The following is a 21,872-nucleotide window of genomic DNA, read 5'->3' on the forward strand; positions in this document are numbered from 1 at the left end:
TCGCGTCCTTATTCGGCTGGAACGGTTTGCGGGGAGACGATCGGGCGATCCGCTTCGGGATCGAAGGCCGCGTCACTCATCGGTTTTTCTGTCCGGCTACGTCCGGCGATTGTCTGCCAGACATTGTAGGTCATAACGATGGCCCCAGCGAGATAGAGGAGACCGCCCGTCGCCCGGATCAGATACATCGGGTGCATTGCAGCGGTAACTTCGGAGAAGGCGTAGACCAGATAGCCATCCGCCCCATATTCCCGCCACATCAAGCCCTGCATGATGCCGGCAACCCACATCGAGGCGGCGTAGAGAACGATCCCGACCGTCGCGAGCCAGAAATGCCAGTTCACCATGCGCAGGCTGTAGAGCCGTTCGCGCGCCCATAGTCGCGGTACCAGATAGTAGATGGCGGCAAAGGTTATCATGCCGTTCCAGCCCAGCGCGCCCGAATGCACATGGCCGATTGTCCAATCAGTATAGTGCGAGAGCGAGTTGACCGCCTTGATCGACATCATAGGCCCCTCGAAGGTGCTCATCCCGTAAAAGGCGAGCGCCATCACCATCATACGGATGATCGGGTCGGTGCGAATCTTGTCCCAGGCGCCATTGAGAGTCATCAGGCCGTTGATCATACCGCCCCAGCTCGGCATCCACAGCATGATCGAGAACACCATACCCAGCGTCTGCGCCCAATCCGGCAGTGCAGTGTAATGGAGATGGTGCGGACCTGCCCAGATATAGAGGAAGATCAGCGACCAGAAGTGAATGATCGACAGCCGGTAGCTGTAGACCGGACGTTCGGCCTGTTTCGGCACGAAATAATACATCATGGCGAGGAAGCCGGCCGTCAGGAAGAAGCCGACCGCATTATGCCCGTACCACCATTGCGTAAGGGCATCCTGCACACCGGCAAAAGCCGAATAGCTTTTTGACCCCATGAAGCTGACCGGCACGGCCAGATTGTTGACGATATGAAGCATTGCAATCGTCAGGATGAAGGCGAGGAAGAACCAGTTCGCCACATAGATATGCGGCTCCTTGCGCTTCGCGATCGTGCCGATGAAGACGATAGCATAGGCGACCCAGACGATCGTCAGCCAAAGATCGACATACCATTCGGGCTCGGCATATTCGCGGCTCTGCGTAATGCCGAGCAGATAACCGGTGGCCGCCAGCACGATGAACAGCTGGTAGCCCCAGAAAACGAAGCGGGCGAGGCCAGGGAAGGCAAGCCTCGCCCGGCAGGTGCGCTGGACGATATAGAAACTCGTCGCAATCAGCGCATTGCCTCCGAAAGCGAAGATAACGGCCGACGTATGGAGCGGGCGCAGTCGCCCGAACGTCGTATATTCAAGGTTGAGATTGAGAACCGGAAAGGCGAGCTGGAGCGCAATATAAAGCCCGGCGAGAAATCCCGCCATGCCCCAGAAAACGGTCGCAATAACGCCCCAGCGCACCGGGTCGTCGTCATACCGGCTCTGATCGGGCTTGGGCGCGCCTCCTCTGGCCAGGGCGGCAAAATCCGCCTTGTTCGCAATCACGAATGTCGCGAGCAGAGCCGCCGCAACCACGATCCACATATGGACCGCAAAACCGCTATCGGCGGCCGAAGCTGCAGCCACAAATGCCAGAAATGCGACCAGCAGCAAGCTGCCGACCTTCATTGTCAGAGTTTCCATGCGCCCTTCCCTTGCTAAAGCGTGCCCCGCCACTAGTGGACAATGTTGGGCTCCTTTTTGATCGGGATCAAGAAGCTGCCCTGAATGCAATTAATGAGCCTTTAGGCAGAGCAATTCCATTTTGGTACCCCACCTCCGCTTGTCCGGGAAAAGTTTGCGCTACGCGGCTGGTAAAGGGGAAGCGCAATCACGAAATTATCGAAATTTCTGGCAATCGCAGCACCGATTTGGCCTATGCCGCAGTGAAATCGCGAGATTTTGTCATGTAGAGAATATTGAGATATCCGACGCCGATAGCTCGTAGGGGCAGGATATTTCCCGACATTGCTGCATTGTTGCCCAACGCGTGACAATTACAAAGATCGAGGTTCGTTCCACAATAGCATTGCCGCGCGACGATGCTATTCTTCCTCAATTCGCACGGCCTCGTGATCCATACCGTAACGATAGCTAACATTCAGCCCCGTATCGGTGAACTGAATCTGGGTATCGGGATCCGCCTGGAACATGAACCGGCTCTCACCGATGGGAACGAGATTATGCCAGTTTCCGCCGCCTCGGCTCGACTGGATGCGGCCGGCTTCGAAGCGAATCCGGCGCACGTCACCTGGTCCATGCCGATAGGTACCGACAAATCCCTCCAACGCGGCCTGCTCGAGAGAAATTTCAATCGATGCGCCGTTTTCCAGACCGAGCGCGGCTTTCATCAGACGGCTCGCGATAAGGCCTTCATCAGTGTCATTGGCATTGGCAAGCAGGGCGACAAAAGCATCCTGTTCGGGCACCATTATCACATAGGCCCGCCAGCCGCCGACATTGCCGCCATGTTCGTAGGTGGCATAGGGGCCGACGCGGCCGTGGAAGAGGCCCAGGCCATAGCGTGTATCCCGGCCGTCTGGCAGGATTTGTGAGGCATAGAAGGTTTCGCGCGTCTCGGCATTGAAGAGCCGGTCATCGCGCAACGCCTGATACCATTGAAGCAAATCGCCGGTCGTCGAATATATCTCACCGTCACCATGGCCAGATATCCCTGCCCGCTGGGCCGGATAGAAACCGTTCTCGCCATGCCAGTATTGGTTGGGACTGTTGGCCATCACCTGTCCAGCTAGCTGGAATTGAGACTGGGTCATGCCAGCCGACGCAAAAATCCGCTCGGCCACAATATCTTCGAATTCGCGACCGGTGACGGTCTCGATGATCAAGCTCGTCAATGCATAGCCGGAATTGGAATAGGACCATTCGCTCCCGACCGGAAAGTCGAGCGGCAGGTCTTCGAAATAGGCACACGTGTCCTGGAGGCTGATATCGGTGTGGGCGATTGCCTCGTAATCATCATGATTAGTGTAGTTGTAGAGCCCGGATGTGTGTCCCAACAGGTGACGCAAGGTGATTGTATCGCCTTTATCGGCAAAGTCTGGCAGGTAAGTGCGGATATTTGCGTCCAGATCGAGAACCCCATCCTCGACCAGTCGCATAACGGTTGCACCGGTGAACTGCTTGGTCACGGATGCAATCCGAAACCGGTTCGCAGTCGTCATCGCCACGCCCAGCTCGAGGTTGGCCAGGCCATATGCTTCGTGCAGCAGGATCTCACCATTGCGGTACACGATCACGCTCGCGCCGGGACGATTGCCGTCATAAGCCTCCGAAGCGATGGTGCGCAAACGATCGGCCGCGGCCTCTTCAGCAAGGGCAGCATTAGGCAGAACGAACCAGCACAAAACCAAAGCAGCGAGGCGGATATGGCGGAACATTCAGGAACCCGATCTCGTTTGGGACCCAGTACATATAACAAGCCAACTCGGCACGGCCAGCCCTCAATGAAAATCGCGCGATTTCGGAAGGATGCGTACGTTACGCGGATGCCCCCGCCCGCGCGGAATTTGGGAATTCCTGATTTCATCGGCAGGCGACAATTCCGGTTCCACGCCCTGCCCGTCGGATAGCCTGTCGAGTGCCTCTGTACGGTCAACGACATGCGTCGCCATCAGGTGCACGACGCCTTCCGCGCTCCGCTGTATCTCGCCATGGATCTCCATCAGCCGGGAAGCCATCACCGCACGGCGCAACCGCTCCAGATGCCGGGCCCAGAGCAGCGCATTGACGATGCCGGTTTCGTCCTCGATCGTGATGAAGATCGCATTGCCCTTGCCCGGGCGCTGGCGGATCAGGACAACGCCTGCCGTACGGACCTGTTTGCCGTTCTTCGCGGCGTTGGTCGCAGCACAACTCAGTACGCCTTCGCTTTCGAAGAGCGCGCGCAGAAACGCCATGGGGTGGCCTTTCAGCGAGAGCCGCACCGTCTGGTAATCGGCGACAACATGTTCGGAAAGCGGCATTGCAGGAAGGTTCGGATCGGCTTCATCCCGTAGCTCGCATTCTTTGGCAGCAGCAAAAAGGGGCAGCTCGCTCTGCGGCATGCGCTGCACATCCCATAACGACTGGCGGCGATTCTTGCCGATCGAGTGGCAGGCATCGGCATCGGCAAGCAGACGGAGTGCACGGCGAGGAAGATTTGCACGGCGCGCGAGATCCTCCATCGTAATGAATGCGCCTTTCTCCCGGGCTTTCTCAAGTTGCTGGGCCCATTCCGCCCGGAATCCGTCAATCTGGCGAAAGCCGATGCGCAGGGCGAGATCGTCGCCCAAAGGCTCAAGGCTGTTGTCCCAAGTGCTGGCGTTGATATCGGGCTCACGCACTTCACCGCCATGGTCACGCAGATCGCGGACAAGCTGGGCGGGCGCGTAAAAACCCATGGGCTGGGAATTGAGCAAGGCGCAGGTGAACACCGCCGGATGGTGGCACTTGATCCAGCTCGACACATAGACGAGCCGAGCGAAGGACAATGCGTGGCTTTCGGGAAAACCGTAGCTGCCGAATCCCTCGATCTGCCGGAAGCAGCGTTCGGCGAAATCGCGCTCATAGCCGCGCGAGACCATACCCTCGATCATCTTTTTCTCGAACTGGTCGATCGTCCCGACATTGCGGAAGGTCGCCATGGCGCGGCGCAACCGGTTGGCGTCTTCTGGCGAGAACTCCGCTGCAACGATGGCAAGCTTCATCGCCTGTTCCTGAAACAGCGGAACGCCCATGGTCTTGCCGAGCACAGTTTTCAGTTCATCCGGATCATGCGGCGCATTGGGGGACGGGAAAACGACCTTCTCGATCCCCTGCCGCCGCCGCAAAAAGGGATGTACCATATCGCCCTCGATCGGCCCGGGGCGGACAATCGCTACCTGGATGACAAGATCGTAAAACACCGCAGGCTTGAGGCGGGGCAGCATGTTGATCTGCGCCCGGCTCTCGACCTGGAAGACGCCGATACTGTCACCCTTTTGCAGCATCTTGTAGACCGCTGCGTCTTCATGCTGGATCGTATCCAGCGCATAGTCGCCCAGACCGTGCAACCGCATAAGATCGAAGCTTTTCCGGATGCAGGTCAGCATACCGAGCGCTAGGATATCGACCTTCATCAGGCCCAGCGCGTCGATATCGTCCTTGTCCCATTCGATGAACGTCCGGTCCTTCATCGCGCCGTTATGGATGGGCACAAGCTCGTCGAGCCGCCCTTCGGTGAGGACATAGCCGCCGACATGCTGGGAGAGATGGCGCGGAAATTCGAGGATCTGGTCGACCAGCGCCTTGAGGCGCGCAATCTCGGGATTGTCGAGACTGAACCCGCTTTCGGCGATCCGCTGTTCCTGCATCGCGCGCGAATGGCTGCCCCACACCGTGCTCGAAAGCCGGGTGGTGACATCTTCCGAAAACCCCAGCGCCTTGCCGACCTCGCGAACGGCGCTGCGCGGGCGGTAATGGATCACCGTCGCCGCGATCCCGGCGCGCTCCCGGCCGTAACGATCGTAGATATACTGCATCACCTCCTCGCGCCGCTCATGCTCGAAATCGACATCGATATCGGGCGGCTCCTTGCGCTCGCGCGACACGAAGCGGGAGAAAAGGAGATTGTAGCGGACCGGATCAACCGAGGTGATGCCGAGCAGGAAGCAGACCATCGAATTGGCGGCCGACCCCCGCCCCTGACAGAGAATCGGCGGATCCTGCGCGCGCGCGAATTTCACGACATCGTGCACGGTCAGGAAATAATAGGCGTAATCTTGATCCCGGATCAGCGAGAACTCCTCGTCGATCAGCTTTTGCGCCTCGGGCGGGATGGCTCTGCCATAGCGCTCATGCGCCGCCTCCATCACGATATGCTCGAGCCAGCTTTGCGGTTCCCAGCCCTTCGGCACAGGCTCATGCGGATATTCGTAGCGCAGATCGTCCAGCGAAAAAGCGATGCGCGCCAGGAGATCGGTCGTTGCGGCGATCGCTTGCGGATAATCGCGAAACAGCCGCGCCATCTCCTCTGGCGGTTTCAGATGGCGTTCGGCGTTGGTGGCAAGCAGTTTCCCGGCATGGGCGATAGTCGTGCCTTCGCGGATGCAGGTCAGGACATCGTGAAGCTGCCGCTGCTGCGGCGTCGCATAGAGTGCATCATTGGTGGCGAGCATCGGAATGGCGAGTTTTTCTGCAAAACAGGCGCGTTTCTCCAGCACGCGATGATCGCAACCCGATCGCGGCATGGTCACGCCAAGCCAGAGCCGATCCATCGTGCTTTCCTGTAAACGCCGCAGCGCAAATTCATCACTTTCATCAGCCATTGCGGTCAGCAGCAGATCCTCTGAATGTTCGAGCAGATCCTTGAGCTGAAGCAGGCAATCGCCTTTCACTGCGCGCCGGTTGCCAACAGTTAACAGGCGCGTGAGCCGCCCCCAGCCATAGCGAGTGGCCGGATAGGCGATAATGTCCGGCGTACCGTCCACAAAGCAGAGCCGCGCGCCAACGACCAGGCGAAACGGGAATGCGGCGCGCCGGTCTTCAGGCAAATCTTCAAGCGCATCCCGCATCGCGATAAGCGCGCGCACCACACCGGCGACCGAATTGCGATCCGCAATCCCGATGCCCGCCATGCCAAGGCGAATGGCCTCATGCACCATCTCGCCCGGATGCGAAGCCCCGCGCAGGAAGGAATAGTTGGTCGCGGCGGCGAGTTCGGCAAAAGATTCAGCAAAGCCGGCCATCACGCGAACAACCCGTGCAGATACCAGTCCGGATCGGTTTTCTCGCGCCCGTACAGGCCATGACGAAACACCCAGTATCGATGGCCGTTCGCATCCTCGATCCGGTAATAATCGCGCGTCAGTCGCTTCTCACCCAGTGGATCGCCTTTGCTGCGCCACCATTCCGAGGCAATGCGTTCCGGCCCTTCATAGCGCAGGACATCATGGACTTTGCGCCGCCAGGTAAAGCGGTGCGGCGGCCCGTCCGGCACTGCGGCAAGCACGGCGATGCGCTCTGGCGGATCGAACAGGTGGAGTGGACGGGATGGCGGCTCTCCTGCTTTCGGTACCGGCCAGGACTTATGCGCCGACACCTCGATAAAAGGCCGCGCGGCCTGGCCTTTTTCGGGAATATGGGTGTCGCAGGGCTGCAACCGCTGCACGCGGTGACGACCGAGCCGAACGCTCAGCCGATCGACCAGCGCGGCGATATCGCTTTCCCCGGGCATTTCGCCTTCAAGATGTTTCTGGCTCGGGCGCAAGGCTTCGGTCCTGGGGATGGAAAGCCGCACACTATCGAACCCGAAACCCGGGTCGAGCGGATCGGCAAGCGTTTCCACCTTCTCGCTGAACAGCCGGATAATGGCGTCGCTGTCGCGCGTTGGCAGACCCGTCTCGACCTGCAGTCGCTGAATCCGTCCGTCAGAACGGATGAATATCGCTTCGAAAGCACGGCCGCCCTGATCCTTTTCGGCCAGCTCTACAGCCGCTTCCTCCGTCAATTCCCGCAATATACGCAGCCCATAATCCGTATTCGCTATGGGCTCGGCAAAACGGCGCTCAAGAACAAGCGGCGGCTCCGCATAGCGCGGATTGAGCGGCGCTTCGGCTACGCCCAGCAGTCGGTCGAGCGCCAGCACCGAAGCCGCACCGAAACGCGCTGCAATCGCCGCCCTTGGCCGGTTCGCAACCGCACCCACTGTTTTCAGCCCAGCACGGCGCAACCCCAGGTCGCTCTCACTATCAAGCTCCAGGGCGGCAACGGGCAGGCTGCGGACCGCCGCCTGCTCGTCGCTAACGGTTCCCCGATGGAAACGTGCAAGAGCGTGCGCAGCCTCGGCCGTCGACGCGCGGGCGGACCGCATCATCACGCCCATCTCGCCAAACCATGCGCTGATCGTCGCAGTGAGATTTTCCGCGTCGCCGAACAGATGTGCGCAGCCTGTAATATCGAGCAGCAGCCCGTCCGGCGGATCAATCGCCACCATCGGGGTGAAGCGTACGCATCGGTCCGCCAGCTGGTCGAGCCAGCCGGTATCGGCCGGGGCATCATAATCCTCCACAACCAGATCCGGCACCCGCGCCCGCGCATCGGCCAGTGTCAGGCCGGGCCCGAGGCCCAGCGCCCGTGCCGTCCGGTCGACCGCCCTGATCCGCATCGCACCCTTCACCTTTTCGACAAAGGCGAGCGGCACGTCAGGCGCTGAGGGCGATGACCCGCAAATCTTCAGCCTGTCCGCCGACAGGAACGGAAAGTGGAGCGCCAGAAGTCTTCGTTTCCCGCCCAAGCTCCGGAATGACTTCATGGAAAATGCGCCGGTCACGATGCCATTCCAGCCGCCAGCTTTTCCCCGCAGGGCCGGCGCGGCGGCGGAGCAAGGCAAGGTCGAAGGCCGGAGAGCCCGGCGCATTGGCTTCCAGCGGGCGGGACGGCGCGGCGCATACCGACCAGCGCGTATCGGCGGTGCTCGGTGCAGGCGTGCCCCCTAGCCGCAGCATCAGCGCCGTGACACGCGAATGTTCGGCCGCCAGCGTCAGCCGGCGACTGGCCATCAGGTCCAGCAAGTGAGGATTGCCCCAGCATTCGACGATTACCGCGCCCAGCCCGCCGCAGCGCAGCGCGTCGGCCGCTCCGCGCAACAGGGCCAGCGTGTCGGGAACGGTAACGAGGACAAGCGTCGCCGGATCGCCGCCCAGCTCGGCAAAACCCGCTCCATATAGCCGCCCGCCCCGCCTTTGCGCCTCTTCGCTGCGTAACCAGAGCAGGGGCCTGGCACCGCCCTTCCCCGTCCCTTGCGCCAATATGCCGAGCATCGTGGCAAAGCCAGTGGCCGCGCCACCATCTTCGCCTTCACCGGCAAAAATCTCATGCAGCTGTCCACGCCGCAAACCTCCATCAAGATAGTCGTCGAGCGATGCATGACCCAAAGCCAGAATATCGGAGCTCCCGTCCGCGCGGTTTACCGAACGATCAGGCGCATCTTTCGCCAGGCGCGCCCGAAGCGCGGAGAGGATAGGAGCCGACTCACGCATAACTGTTCTTGTTTTGTTCTTATAGCGTGACTGATAAGGCAGGAGTCAAGCGGGCAAGCGGCCAGACAGCGAAAGTCCGTCTGTCAGAGCACCTGCGCGGCCGCCCATCCGCTGGCCCAGGCCCATTGGAAATTATAGCCGCCCAGCCAGCCCGTCACATCCACCGCTTCTCCGATTGCATACAGGCCCGGTACCGATTGGGCCTCCATGGTTTTCGAAGACAGTTCGGCCGTGCTGATCCCGCCGACCGTAACTTCGGCCTTGGCAAAACCCTCGGTGCCGTTCGGGGCGAAACGCCAATCGGCGAGCTGTGCCTCTGCCCGGTTCAGCGCCTTGTCCGTCATATTTCCGAGATCGCCGCCCAACGCCAATCTTTCTGCCAGCGTTGTAGCAAGCCGATCCGGCAAAGCATCGCGCAGCAGGGCACGTATCGTACCGCTCGGGGTGCTGCGCTTGGTTTCGAGGAGCCAGCCCCTTTCCCGTTCCGGCAAAAAATCGATCCCGACCGTTTCGCCATGCCGCCAATAGGAGGATATCTGCAGAATGGCTGGCCCCGAAAGTCCGCGATGGGTGAACAGCGCCGCCTCGCGGAACGCCGTCTTGCCGCATCGCACGACGACATCTGCGGCAACTCCCGAAAGTTCCCGGAACAATATGTCATCGCCGCCCAATGTCAGCGGGACGAGCGCCGGGCGCGGTTCGACAACCTTCAGGCCGAACTGCCGCGCCAGATCATAGGCAAAGCCGGTCGCTCCCATCTTCGGAATGGATGGCCCGCCCGTCGCGATGACCAGCGCCGGAGCCTCCGCCGTCCGGTTGCCTGTTTTCACCCGGAACCGGCCATCGGCGTGACTTGTGTCGGCGATCTCCTCTCCGCAGACCAGGTCGACGACGCCCTTCGCGCCTTCCTCGAGCAACATATCGACAATCTGGCGGGCAGAGCCGTCGCAGAAGAGCTGGCCGAGTGTTTTTTCATGCCAGGCGATCCCGTATCGATCGACGAGCGCGATGAAATTCTGCGCACCATAACGGCTGAGCGCGGATTTGGCGAAATGCGGATTGGCCGAAAGATAGCGATCCGGCGCAGTGTGGATGTTCGTGAAATTGCAGCGCCCACCGCCCGAAATCAGTATCTTCTTGCCCGGCTGGTCCGCGCGTTCGATCAGCAGAACCCGCTTCCCGCGCTGCCCCGCTATCGCGGCGCAAAGCAGGCCAGCAGCCCCGGCGCCAAGAATGATCACATCATGAGAGGAATTGGCCATCCGCCGGTGCTGAACACTTCGATGCTATTTGGCAATTCTGATCTGGGCTAAGCGGCAGGCTGGCAAACAAACCTCATCGGATGCATCCAAGCTGAGTTGGCGGTCTGTTTCTAATCAGATAAGGCAGGCCAAGATGAACAAAGAACAAGATCCGCCGCGCCTTAGCGACCATGAAGGGGCCTTGCTTGATCTGGTACGCCGTACCCAGCCGGTTACAGCGTACAGAATCGTGAAGATCTTCGAAATGAGCCCGGTTGCGGCCTTTAACTCCAGTCTCGGCCAAGTCTATCCGACGATCAAAAGGCTGGCCAAGGCCGGCCTGGTTGAGAGTGTGGCGGTCGAGGGCGACGCCCGCGGGACGGCGACATGGACATGCACCAAAAAAGGGCAGGAAGCGCTCCGCAACTGGGTCCTTGACATCAAGTCGTCGCATCTCCTGATGGACGATCCGCTCCGCACTAAACTGATGTCCTTCGACCTGCTAACGCAGGAAGAACGGATCTTGTGGCTGGTCGATGTGAAGGCCGAGCTTTCAGCCAAGCTCGAAGAGCAGATTGCCTATGATCAGGAGGTCGAGCTTCCCTATCAGGAGGCCGTTCACGACAATGTGGTTAGCAGCTTGCGCTCACGCATGGACTGGCTCGACAGGGTTTTGGGCAAGATCGTAAAGAGCGGTAGGCACAAAGACTAGAGCCACAAGGCGGCCGTATTTTCCGCCGCCGACTCTGTACGTCCATTGCGAATTCTGACGATCCAACTGCATATCGTCTGGACAAAAATGGCGGGGGTGAGACTTCCGGTTTCACCCCCGCCACCAACAAGAACGTGACCAAACGTTCTAACTAGAACCGGAGCCTGCCGGTCACCGAGTAGCGGCGACCCAGCGTGTCATAGCTCGTCGGATAGGTGTCGCCCGAGTTGAACGAACTCGAACCGATGAACGAACTGGTCTGCGGCGGATCGCGATCCAGCAAGTTCTGGATACCGATCGTCAGATCGAAATTCTCACTGACATTCGAACGGACCGTCAGGTCGAAATAGTTCGCAGCGTCAAAGGCTTCCGATTCTGGCAGGAACCCCTGACCCTGACCGATGAACTCATATTCCACGCCATCGATCCAGCGCCACAGCAGCGAGATATCGACAAGATCGTCAATGCTGACTGTCGTCCGCAGGTTGAACGCCCATTCCGGTGTAATCGGCTCGCAGTTAGGCGAGAACAGACCAACACATTCACGAGTGATGTTGATCGGGTTTGCCGGGTTTGCATTGAACGTCAGCGTTTCGGTCCATGTGCCGTTCAGATCCCAGTTGATCGAACCGAAGCTCATCGGCAACGTGTAATTGACCCGGAAATCGACACCGCTGGTTTCCAGTTCGCCCAGGTTCGACAATTGCAGGATAAGACCCAGCGTCTCGCCACCGCCGTTCAACGAACCGTTGATCGGGTTACGCCGAATGTTGGCGCATGCTGTGGCATCGGAGCCCGCCCCATCATTGTTCGGTCCAAAGCAGGGCGTCAAAATGTCGCCCGGCGCCGGGTTCGTAATGGCACCCGTTACCTTGATGTTGAAGTAGTCGACCGAGACAACCAGGCCCGGAACCTGCGGCGGGGTCGCCACAAGACCGAGTGTGATCGATTCGGCTTCTTCAGTATCGAGATTGGCGTTACCACCCGTCGTGGCATTGATCTGCGCGGCAGACGGAACCGGAATGATACCGATCGTGGCAGCCGGGGCCCCCTGCGCAATACAGATCGCGGTCAGCGTTGCATTGCCAACCGGATTGCCAAGCTGACACGGATCGTTGGTCAGCGCGGTAAGGCCCGTGGTGACCGGACCGAACAGCTCACCGATGTTGGGTGAACGAACCGATATCGAATAGATACCACGGAAGCGGAAGCCTTCGAACGGTTCCCAGCTACCACCCGCCTTCCAGGTCGTGCTGGTGCCGGTGTTGGAGTAATCCGACACACGGATCGCGCCTTCAGCCTGGAGGCTGTAGAAGCCCGGAACGTCTTCGAGGATCGGCACGATCAGTTCGGCAAAGCCTTCAATGACGTCATAGCCACCAGTAAAGGTTGGTGAAGGAGCACCCGAACCGAGAACTTCGCCCTGCGTACCGGCGGAAACGTCGGCAACACGGCTGGCGCTATATTCGCGATATTCGACACCGACAGCGAAGCCGATCGGGGTCTGGGTGAAGAAGCCCGTCTCACCAAACGTACCGTTGAGCGAAGCGTTGACGACCGACAGCGAGGTCGAGTCGGTGAAGCCCGAAGGCTGGTTGAAGAAGGCAACCGAACGCGGATCAATGTTCGTGCCCGTTCCCCCGCCGAGAAGATTGATCGGGAAACAGCCGTTCGATGGATCGAAACACTGTGTTGGACTGATCGCATTGAGCGCCTGCTCGATGCGCGACTTCAGGCCCCAGCCCCTGCGCGTCAGGGTGCGCTGCGATTCGCCATATGTCGCATAGACATCATAGCTGATCGTCGGGCTGAGATCGCCGCGCACACCGGCCCAGATCTGGAACTGGTTGGTGACGATGTCACTGCTACGTGGTCCCTGCTCAACCAACCGGCGGTTGATGATTGTCTGCGGAGCAAGATAACCGGGATCGTTCGGATCAACCGCGTCAAGCGCAGCCTGACAGGTTACCGGATCGATCGGCACAGCGAAGCTGGCGCAAATCTGCTGCCCGACAGTGTCGTTGATGAACGGGTTGTTCAGCGGCAGCGTAAACGGCGCACCGAACAGGCCGGATGGTGCAAGCTGCAGGCTGACCGTGCTGTTCGTGAACATGCCGCGGGTGTAAACTTCGATGCCTGGCGTGACTTCATAATTGGCCGAACCAAAGATGTTGTAACGTTCAAGCGGCGTCTGGAAATAGTTGAACGGCGCAAAGTTGAACGTGTTGTAGGTCGGAACCAGTTGCGACCCATCTGGCGCAACCTGCTGGCCGTTGAAGCGTGTCGGCACTGTTGTGCCCGAGCCGACCGGTTGACCGCCAAAGGTTGCCACCTGCGAAATTGCGCGGTTGGCTTGCAGGACATCGTCGACTTCCTGGTAACCGATCGAGAGGACTGCGTTGCCGCGGCCGTCATCGAAATTGGCGCCCAGGGTCAGGTCTCCGCGAACACGCTCGCCATCGCCACGCTCGGTGATGCCGTATGTCATGGCCGCTTCGAGACCTTCGAAATCACGACGCAGCACGAAGTTGGCAACGCCCGAAATGGCGTCGGCACCGTACACCGACGATGCGCCGCCGGTGATGACTTCAACGCGCTCGACCAGCGCGACCGGGATGATGTTCAAATCGGTCTGGCTGGCAAGAGTAGAAGGAACAAGGCGCGTACCGTCCAGGAGTACGAGACTGCGTGTCGAGCTGAGGTTACGAAGGTTCAGTGTCGACGTACCGTTCGAACCGTTGTTGACCGAGTTGTTGGTGCCAGCAGCGATGCCCGGCAGTTCGCCAATCAGCTCTTCAGCGTTGGTTGCCTGACGATAATCAATCTCATCAGTGCCAACGACCTGGATCGGGCTCGACTGTTCGAGGTTCGGGTTCGTAATGCGCGAACCCGTAACAACGATGGCTGGCTGATTAGCCGTGGCGGCCGCCAGTTCGTCATTATTCTGCGCGAAAGCTGGCGTGGTGATCAGCGCGCTCGCGGCCGAACCTATCATCAGGCTCCGAACCACATATTTGCGCGTGCGCGGTCCTGTGCTGGAAGTCTTGTCAATCATCGAAATCAAACCCCTTATTGAGGCGCCCCACGGACCAGTCGAACCAAAGGTTCCGGGTTCGCGCCTGTTTCAAACCATAGCCATCATGCGAACGGCCCTTGATCGGGCGCCACATGATTTGGTGGGGCGCTTATGACGGCGCGTCTTGCTTCGCTCAACATTTTTTTACTACGTGACGCATTATATAACTCCCTGTGACAGAGAGAGCACACCCGATATATCGTCATTTAACGGAAGATAATTCGAGTTTTCATGAGTTGACCGTGACATTCATATATGTATTTTTAATGCTTCACGTATTATTATGAAAGGTCTAAAGATGGAAAGTCGGCCGGCGACACCATGCATCAATTGGCAGACGAGACGAGCCGCAATCGCCGACGGTGTTCTCGATCTCTATCTTGAGAAGCCGTGGCCAAATGTAAGTATCGACGACATCGCCGAACGCTTGGGTACCAGCTATTGGAAGATCTATTATTCGTTCGACGGCCAGGAAGATATCTACCGCGCCGCCATCAATCGCCTTGTCGATACGATCACCAATAGGGACAGTTTCACTGCTCACTCAAAGCTTTCGGTCAGCCAGTCCATTCAGGAATATATCAGATACGCCGCCGGTATCGTCGGCAGCGACGAGTATCGAAAGCTTCTGTTTCTCTGCCTTCGCGACCAGCATACAAATCCCTTTGTCAAAGCGGCCTACAACCAGAAAATTGCCGAACCGCTCTGCCAGGGCCTTGAAAACACGATCGCGCAAGCTGGATCGCGGAACGGCCTGGATCTGTACGTTCTTCACGGCGAGCGGGATGCATATCTGACCAGACTTGAAGCCACGCTCGCCCTTCCGAAGCTGCTCGGGCGCGACAATTTCCCGAACACGCAATTCGAAAACACCGTCGCAACGACTGCCAAACAGGTTTTTGCCGCCACCTGCACATTCGATGGATTCGGCGACAGCAATCCGGACCGGCGCGTGCCCGCAGCGGCTTAATCTGGCGTGAGGCAATCAATTTCGGTATTTTGGGCAATAAGCCGGTCAAACAGCGAATCTCTGTCCAGCGCCTTTTCAAACTGGCGAATGGCCCGAAACAGATCCACACCCGATTCATCAAATATCGATGAGAATACCGAATGGATCTGGTCGGTGACAGCCTCCAGCCTGGCATGTTCGGAACGCCCTGCTTCGGTCATCGAAAGACCGCGCACCCGCAAGTCCGCCTTGGTTATCCCGCTTACCACCAGTCCGGCACGCTCCAGCTTGTCGACCGCCTTGGCAACCGCCTGATGCGAATATCCCAACGCATCCGCAATGGATGCCGCAGACACATTTTCCCGGCGTGCGAGATAAGCCATTATCGCTGTAGCCTGAGCGGGAATTGCAAGATCACAATGGCTGAAATAGGCATTACCGTCAGCGGACAGCCGCCGCGCCAGGCGGCGTATGACAAGGTTCAGATAAGCCGGGCCAAGTTCATCGGCGAAATCGGTCACGCGGACGACCGCAATCCGGCGGCGACACCCGACGGCGCGAACAGCAACTCGCGGAGATCAATGCGAAACTTCATTTGCACCCCTTAATGTATAGTTCGACAGTTTTTCGTCGGAAATATGTCGCACGATTTCGTTATTTATACAACCAGTTGCGGAATTGGGGCGACTCAGGCATAAGCAAGAGACAACAAGATGAGCGCACTTCCAGACCACGACCAAAGGGATGCTCCAGTGCAATGACCATGCACTTCACAACTTCCAGGCCAGCCGAAAACGGCATGTGCAAAGCCGTGACGATGGCGGCACTCCCATGACGACAATGGACACGGCCGACAGGATGACCTCGCCCTATCTGCGCTTGCTGTCCAAGCGTTCTGCGGCGCTTTTTCTGTGGATAGCCCTGATTACGACGCCCCTCGTCGTCATTTTCGTGCTTTCCTTTGGCACCGCAGCCTATCTCGACGGCGATGTTCCCAATGCCACATGGATTCAACGCGTAACAATTTCCGCCATCGGCTTCCTGCCCTGGCTGGTTGCCGCCCCGACGGTCGTCTTGACTGGGTTTCGTCAGGCAGTGCTTCGGTATAGCTGGTTGGCGAGAGCCGCTGAAACGGTCGTTGTGGGACTGGCTATTTTTGCCCTTATGCTCGTCAGCATGACCTTTGTTATGGCGCCGTTCTGGGGCACCACGATTGACGTTATCATTGAGGCAACCGAGTTTCGCGACTGGATATGGGACATCCTGTTTTTTATCGTTGCCCTTTTGTCTGGACAGATACTCGGGACAATCAGGAGAAATTCCCTGCCGACCGAGCTCGGGATAGGCGGTGGCAAGATCATGGCGCGTTCGGCGTCCAGGGTCGACATTGTCGACATAAACGATGTGATCGCGGCGAGTGCTCAGGGCAATTATGTCGCCCTCATCACCCGGGAATCGGAATTCCTGCACCGCACGACTCTGGCGGAAATGAAGAAACAGCTGGACCGCCACGGCTTCGTCCAGGTGCACCGGTCGCATCTTGCGCGCGCGGATTCCATAGCATCCGTAACGCGGGCCGATGGCCGTATCAAAGACATCCATCTGCAAGGCGGGCGCCAACTCCCGGTCAGCGCCGGCAATCAGGAGCAACTGAAAGGCCTGCTCCGGACAGGGCATATCGCCGCCTGATGGCTTCCAGTCCGCAACCGACCTGATTGCTCGTCCCAAACCTCTGCAAATTCGCATCAAGAACCGTTTGTTCGTCACTATCGGGCACCGGGCCGCTTTCGCTGATGCGGCTCCCGTGAGAGAAATCCGCACATCACTGTTTCGACAGAGTTTAGATTGATCGCACCTGATGACCACAGGAGGCGAACTTCCACGAGGATCGAATTCGAGCAGAAATCCATGAAACATGACCACGGGCCGATCGGGACTGCCCGACCCAAGACACCGCCAGCCAGAATATATGTGGCAAACCGTTCCGCGCATTTTTCTGCGGGCAGCCCATGCGGATCGCGAGATCGACTGATGCCGAAGGCCGGCACAGGGCTTTCTAAAAAAAATAGCGGAATTCTCTGACCCACACCCGAAATTTCCATCCGCCGGACGTGATCCGCAAGCCATGGCTCCCGGTGGATTGCGCGCCGCCAGCGGCAGCCCCCCGGTCAAGCATTCCGCCGGCCCACCAGAGAGCGCCGCCCTATCAACGCACCGGTTCGGGTGACGTTGGGTTCACCGATCTATATAGGCCTTGAAAAGAGGATATATGCGATCATGAACCTGGATGCCGACCCGAGCTTGCAACCTTTTCGCGCAGAGGTGCGGTCTTTCTTTGCCACCGCATATCCGAAAGAGATTCTCCGGAAAATGGAAGCCGGGGCCAGTCTGACGACAGACGAGGTCCGGCGTGCCGAAATGGCGCTCGGAGAAAAGGGCTGGCTGGCCAGCGCCTGGCCCGCCGAACATGGCGGCCCGGGCTGGTCGATCGAAGAACAATATATTTTCGACGAAGAACTGGAACGCGCCGGTGCGCCAACCGTCACACCTATGGGTGTCGTTTATGTCGGGCCGGTTATCTACACATTTGGCAGCGACGAACAAAAGGCGCGCTGGTTGCCCGGGATTGCCGATGGATCGGTAGGATGGGCCCAGGGCTATAGCGAACCCGAAGCTGGCTCTGATCTTGCATCGTTGCAATTCTCCGCAGTGCAGGACGGCGACGAATATGTGCTCAGCGGCACCAAGATCTGGACTTCGGCAGCCCAGCATGCGGACTGGATTTTCCTGCTGACGCGCACCTCCCGCGAAGAAAAGAAGCAGCTGGGCATCACCTTCATTTGCTGCCCGCTGGACCAGCCGGGCGTCTCTGTGAAACCCATTATCTCCATCGATGGCAAATATCATCTGAGCCAGTGCGACTTCGTGGATGTCCGGGTACCCGTTACCAACCGCATCGGAGAAGAAGGGAAAGGCTGGTCCTATTCCCAATATCTGCTGGGCAACGAACGTACTTCTTACGCCCGGATCGGAGGCAAACGGAAGCAGCTGGCCGACATTCGCGCCATCGCCTCCCATATTCCTGCCGGCGGAAACCGGCGCCTGATCGATGACAGCCAGTTCGCAAGCCGGTTGAGCCAGGTGGAAATCCGGGTCGATGCGCTGGAAATTACCGTTTTGAGAGTGCTTAGCTCGGTACGGGATGGCGGCTCCCCCGGCACCGAAGCATCGATCCTGAAAATCATGGCAACCGAAATCGCGCAGGAAATAACAACCCTGTTCCTTGAAGCCGCAGCCGATCATGGCATGCGCAAATTCAACGACAGTGTCAGCCCCGAATGGACGGGCGACTCCGGTTTCGCAGCTCCCGGTGTTGCCAGCTATTTCGGTACGCGCGCGCAGAGCATTTATGGGGGCACGAACGAAATACAGCGAAACATTATCGCCAAGCGGGTCCTGGGTTTATAGGCGGGGTCACCCGCCTTCCCTGCGACTAGCGAACAGCAACGCATGGAAACGCTCGTCTCGGCAAATCTCCAGCTCGATTTGATTTGATATATATCAAATATCTGTTGCGATCTTTCGCTAAATCGGCGCTATGAAAAAGCGATTCCTCACTCGTCTGCTGATCATTGCGCCGCTATGCGGATTTCCGGCAATCGCCGGTGCGACCGAAACGGATACGGCCGAAGAAGCGCCGCCGATCATCGATCCCTATGTCGATTTTCGCTACCGACTCGAACTGGTCGATCAGGACGGATTCGCGAATGACGCAACCGCTTCGACATTGCGGATCCGCGCCGGGGTTCGGACACGGGAATGGAATGGATTAAGCGCCCATGTTCAGGCCGAAGGCATCGTGCATCTCGGACCGGAGGACTTCAACGATACCGTCAATGGCCGGGGTGCCTTTCCCGTCGTCGCCGATCCGGAAGACCTGCTGCTCAATCAGGCCTATATTCGCTGGCAGCTTCCCGACCGCGTCGACGCCCGCGTCGGTCGCCAGGTTATCAATATCGACAATCAACGCTGGATCGGCTCCGTTGGATGGCGACAGAATGACCAGACTTTCGATGCAGCCTTTGCAACGGCGCACCCGTCGCCCGCGACCAGCATAACCTATGGCTATGCCTGGCGGGTCAACCGGATATTCGGGCCCGACTCTCCGCAGGGTATCTGGCGGGACAATGACATTCACATGATCCGCGGATCTCTCGATGTGGAAAATGTCGGAACGATCAGCGCCTATGGCTATCTGCTCGATATTCCCGATGCTCCGGTAAATTCATCGCGAACCTGGGGTCTGCGTTTGACGGGCCAGCAACCGGCCGGTGGCGACATCACCCTCACATATGCGGCCGAATATGCTCGCCAGAGCGACCATGCCGGCCACCCACGCGATTTTTCGCTTTCCTATCTTCTCCTCCAGCCCGGAATCACAGCCGGGCCGGTCGCCCTCCGGCTCGGCTATGAGCGCCTAGGGGGCAACGGGGTCGATGCATTGCAAACGCCGCTCGCGACACTCCACGCCTTTAACGGCTGGTCCGACAAATTCCTCCGGACCCCGCCGAACGGACTGCGCGATCTCTACGCCGATGCAACCATCCGGCCATTCCGCAGCGGCTTTTTGCAGAACAGCGCCTTCCGGATCGCCTATCACGATTTCCGTTCGACCCGCGCGGACATGCATTATGGCCGAGAGTGGAATGCCCAATTCACGGTACCGCTTCGCCCCGGATGGTCGGTTGCGGTCAAATATGCGGACTATGACGCAGACCGGTTCGCGACCGACACCCGAAAATTCTGGTTAACGACACAGATAAGCTTTTGAGCGGCGCTGCCGAAATTACGGCCGGCGAAAAGCGGCGTGCCTATACAGGCCCTGCGTTTTTGAGCCACGGCTTTCGCCCCTTCTTTTTCCTGGGCGCCTGTTTTGCGGCTCTGGCCATCCCGCTCTGGCTGGCCGCCTTCACCCATGGATATGGCGTTGGCGGAGACCCCATGCGCTGGCATGTGCACGAAATGCTGTTCGGCTATCTGGCCGCCATCATTGCCGGCTTCCTGATGACGGCCATCCCGAACTGGACGGGCCGACTGCCGGTCATGGGGCTGCCGCTGTTCCTGTTCGTATTCACCTGGATCGCAGGCCGCATCGCGATGGCGTCGGGTGACGGAATATTGGTGGCGACCGCGGACAGCGCCTTCCTGCTCCTGCTTGCGGGGTTTGCCTGGCGCGAGGTCCTCAACGGCAGGAACTGGCGTAACCTGCCTATTTGTTTCTTCGTCAGCCTGTTTGCGCTGGGCAATATTCTGTTCCACCTGGAATCCCACCTTGCCTTGCCGTTCGGCATTGGCCAGCGAACCGGGCTCGCCATTGCCGCCATGCTGATGTCGCTGATTGGCGGACGGATCATTCCGTCTTTCACCATCAACTGGATGAAGAAACAGGATCGGCACCCCCTGCCCTCACCCTTCGGTTCCTTCGACAAGGTGGTGCTGCTGGCGACAGGGTTCGTGATGATCGGATGGGTCGCCGCCCCAGACCGTTCGGGCACCGGCTATGCGCTGCTGGCCGTCGGTATCCTTCACCTTGTCCGCCTTGCGCGTTGGCGGGGTTGGTCAACCTTCGCCGAACCGCTGGTTGCGATTCTGCATATTGCCTATGCGTGGTTGATGGCGGCGTTCCTCGCGATTGGGGCATCCATTCTCAGGCCCGATATCGTCTCCCCGACACTCGCCCTGCATGTTCTGACTGCCGGAGCGATCGGACAATTGACGATGGCGGTGATGACGCGGGCGACTTTAGGCCATTGCGGGCGCCCGCTGGAGGCAGGCACGGGTACGGTGACAATCTACGCGCTCATCTTTCTCGGCGCTGCCACACGGATTGCCGGCCCATTCGCGATGAGCGACTATGCACTGGTCATGACGATCAGCGGCACGCTCTGGATATCTGGTTTCCTGTTATTCGCGATCCTTTACGGCCCGATGCTCTTCACGCCGCGCCGCTCATAGATTTCTTCAACGCCGTCGATCAGCGGCGTCGGCTTGGCGAAGTCGGCGAGCAGGGCCGCATCGTCGATATGAATGCTGCCGCCCCTTACTCTCACACCATAGGCGGACAATGCGCCAAAGGCCCTGGAGAGGTTCTCGGGCGTCATGCCGAGCAGCGCCGCTATCGTACCCTTGCCCGCCGGCAGCTTGAAGTGGGTTGGATCGCCGCGCGCCTGGGACTGGCGGAGCAGATAATTGGCCAGCCGTTCGGCGGCCAGGCGGAGCTTGATCTCCTTATGTTGCTTGACGAGCTGACGATAGGCTTGAGAAAGTTCGGCGACGACGGCCGCAGCAAAGGCTTTGTCTTCGGCAAAACAGCGCCGAATATGCTCATTGGGAATCATCATCACTCGCGAAGGCAGAAATGTCCGCGCCGACATCAGGAAAACGGCATCGTTCAAAACGGCCGCCAGAATGAAGGCTGAGGTAGGCTCGATAACGGCCATCGTCGTCTCGCGGCCATTGTGCCCGGCATAGAGTTCAACCGCACCCTCGACCAGCACATAGAGAAAATCGGCCGGATCGCCTTCACGGATCAGATCTACCTGGGGAGGGAAGGTCTGGAGCAGCGCCGCCTTGACCAGTTCGTCAAATCGCCGATCGTCCATATCGGCGAATAACGGCAAGTTGCGGACGACCGGGATATCTTCAGGGCGCATGGGAAGGAATCTTTCTGCTGTGCGGTTTCGACCTTCCGCAACATTTGACAAATATCAAGCTATGCCTTGCCGACATACCGGAAGTGGATCGATATTTGTCAAATAACGATCCAATAAATGCCTGATTTTCTTATG

At 58.9% G+C, this 21,872-nt stretch carries 15 protein-coding genes; 6 read left to right on the forward strand and 9 right to left on the reverse strand.

Annotated elements, in window-relative coordinates; all coding sequences use genetic code 11:
- Positions 1-8: 8 nt before the first annotated feature.
- The 6 genes from ccoN to DFR46_RS06620 form a co-directional block, all read right to left on the reverse strand.
- Positions 9-1,673 carry a cytochrome-c oxidase, cbb3-type subunit I gene (gene ccoN, locus DFR46_RS06595; protein ID WP_116235722.1) on the reverse strand — a complete coding sequence of 555 codons (1,665 nt, stop codon included), beginning with the start codon at positions 1,671-1,673 and terminating at the stop codon, positions 9-11.
- Between the two features lie 401 nt (positions 1,674-2,074).
- Positions 2,075-3,427: a serine hydrolase domain-containing protein gene (locus DFR46_RS06600; RefSeq protein WP_116235723.1), complete on the reverse strand. Its 1,353-nt coding sequence runs from the start codon at positions 3,425-3,427 to the stop codon at positions 2,075-2,077.
- A 63-nt stretch (positions 3,428-3,490) separates the two neighbouring features.
- Positions 3,491-6,754 (reverse strand): error-prone DNA polymerase, encoded by a 3,264-nt coding sequence (locus tag DFR46_RS06605; protein WP_116237197.1) that lies wholly within the window; start codon positions 6,752-6,754, stop codon positions 3,491-3,493.
- Complete coding sequence (locus DFR46_RS06610) at positions 6,754-8,208, reverse strand: Y-family DNA polymerase (protein WP_342769828.1); 1,455 nt, start codon at positions 8,206-8,208, stop codon at positions 6,754-6,756. Before DFR46_RS06610 ends, DFR46_RS06605 begins: the two co-directional genes overlap by 1 nt.
- Before the next feature lies 1 nt (position 8,209).
- Positions 8,210-9,046, reverse strand: coding sequence for an ImuA family protein (locus tag DFR46_RS06615; RefSeq protein WP_116235725.1), 837 nt, complete (start codon positions 9,044-9,046; stop codon positions 8,210-8,212).
- A gap of 83 nt (positions 9,047-9,129) precedes the next feature.
- Positions 9,130-10,308 (reverse strand): BaiN/RdsA family NAD(P)/FAD-dependent oxidoreductase, encoded by a 1,179-nt coding sequence (locus tag DFR46_RS06620; RefSeq protein ID WP_116235726.1) that lies wholly within the window; start codon positions 10,306-10,308, stop codon positions 9,130-9,132.
- 133 nt (positions 10,309-10,441) lie between these two features.
- On the opposite strand from DFR46_RS06620, the gene DFR46_RS06625 reads away from it, so the two are divergent.
- Positions 10,442-10,999 (forward strand): PadR family transcriptional regulator, encoded by a 558-nt coding sequence (locus tag DFR46_RS06625; RefSeq protein WP_116235727.1) that lies wholly within the window; start codon positions 10,442-10,444, stop codon positions 10,997-10,999.
- Between the two features lie 151 nt (positions 11,000-11,150).
- Here the strand turns inward: DFR46_RS06625 and DFR46_RS06630 are convergent, their stop codons facing one another.
- A complete protein-coding gene (locus DFR46_RS06630) occupies positions 11,151-14,054 on the reverse strand; it encodes a TonB-dependent receptor domain-containing protein (RefSeq protein WP_116235728.1) in 2,904 nt (967 codons plus the stop codon).
- A gap of 319 nt (positions 14,055-14,373) precedes the next feature.
- Here DFR46_RS06630 and DFR46_RS06635 point away from each other — a divergent pair, with 319 nt between their 5' ends.
- On the forward strand, positions 14,374-15,045 hold the full coding sequence (locus DFR46_RS06635; RefSeq protein WP_162843408.1) for a TetR/AcrR family transcriptional regulator: 672 nt from the start codon (positions 14,374-14,376) through the stop codon (positions 15,043-15,045).
- Here the strand turns inward: DFR46_RS06635 and DFR46_RS06640 are convergent.
- Complete coding sequence (locus tag DFR46_RS06640) at positions 15,042-15,545, reverse strand: MarR family winged helix-turn-helix transcriptional regulator (RefSeq protein ID WP_116235730.1); 504 nt, start codon at positions 15,543-15,545, stop codon at positions 15,042-15,044. The genes DFR46_RS06635 and DFR46_RS06640 overlap by 4 nt on opposite strands.
- Before the next feature lie 310 nt (positions 15,546-15,855).
- On the opposite strand from DFR46_RS06640, the gene DFR46_RS06645 reads away from it, so the two are divergent.
- The 4 genes from DFR46_RS06645 (at position 15,856) to DFR46_RS06660 (ending at position 21,039) form a co-directional block, all read left to right on the forward strand.
- Positions 15,856-16,713 (forward strand): LytTR family DNA-binding domain-containing protein, encoded by an 858-nt coding sequence (locus tag DFR46_RS06645; protein ID WP_162843409.1) that lies wholly within the window; start codon positions 15,856-15,858, stop codon positions 16,711-16,713.
- Positions 16,714-17,301: 588 nt separating this feature from the next.
- On the forward strand, positions 17,302-18,492 hold the full coding sequence (locus DFR46_RS06650) for an acyl-CoA dehydrogenase family protein (protein ID WP_116235732.1): 1,191 nt from the start codon (positions 17,302-17,304) through the stop codon (positions 18,490-18,492).
- A 130-nt stretch (positions 18,493-18,622) separates the two neighbouring features.
- Positions 18,623-19,855, forward strand: a complete 1,233-nt coding sequence (locus tag DFR46_RS06655; RefSeq protein ID WP_116235733.1) for an alginate export family protein — start codon at positions 18,623-18,625, stop codon at positions 19,853-19,855.
- On the forward strand, positions 19,852-21,039 hold the full coding sequence (locus tag DFR46_RS06660) for an NnrS family protein (protein ID WP_211306389.1): 1,188 nt from the start codon (positions 19,852-19,854) through the stop codon (positions 21,037-21,039). The genes DFR46_RS06655 and DFR46_RS06660 overlap by 4 nt, the downstream gene beginning before the upstream one ends.
- Here the strand turns inward: DFR46_RS06660 and DFR46_RS06665 are convergent.
- Positions 21,003-21,737 (reverse strand): cyclic nucleotide-binding domain-containing protein, encoded by a 735-nt coding sequence (locus tag DFR46_RS06665; protein ID WP_116235734.1) that lies wholly within the window; start codon positions 21,735-21,737, stop codon positions 21,003-21,005. The two genes, DFR46_RS06660 and DFR46_RS06665, sit on opposite strands and share 37 nt — an antisense overlap.
- Between the last annotated feature and the right edge of the window lie 135 nt (positions 21,738-21,872).

It is taken from the genome of Parasphingopyxis lamellibrachiae (genome assembly GCF_003385775.1).
Classification (GTDB): Bacteria; Pseudomonadota; Alphaproteobacteria; order Sphingomonadales; family Sphingomonadaceae; genus Parasphingopyxis; species Parasphingopyxis lamellibrachiae.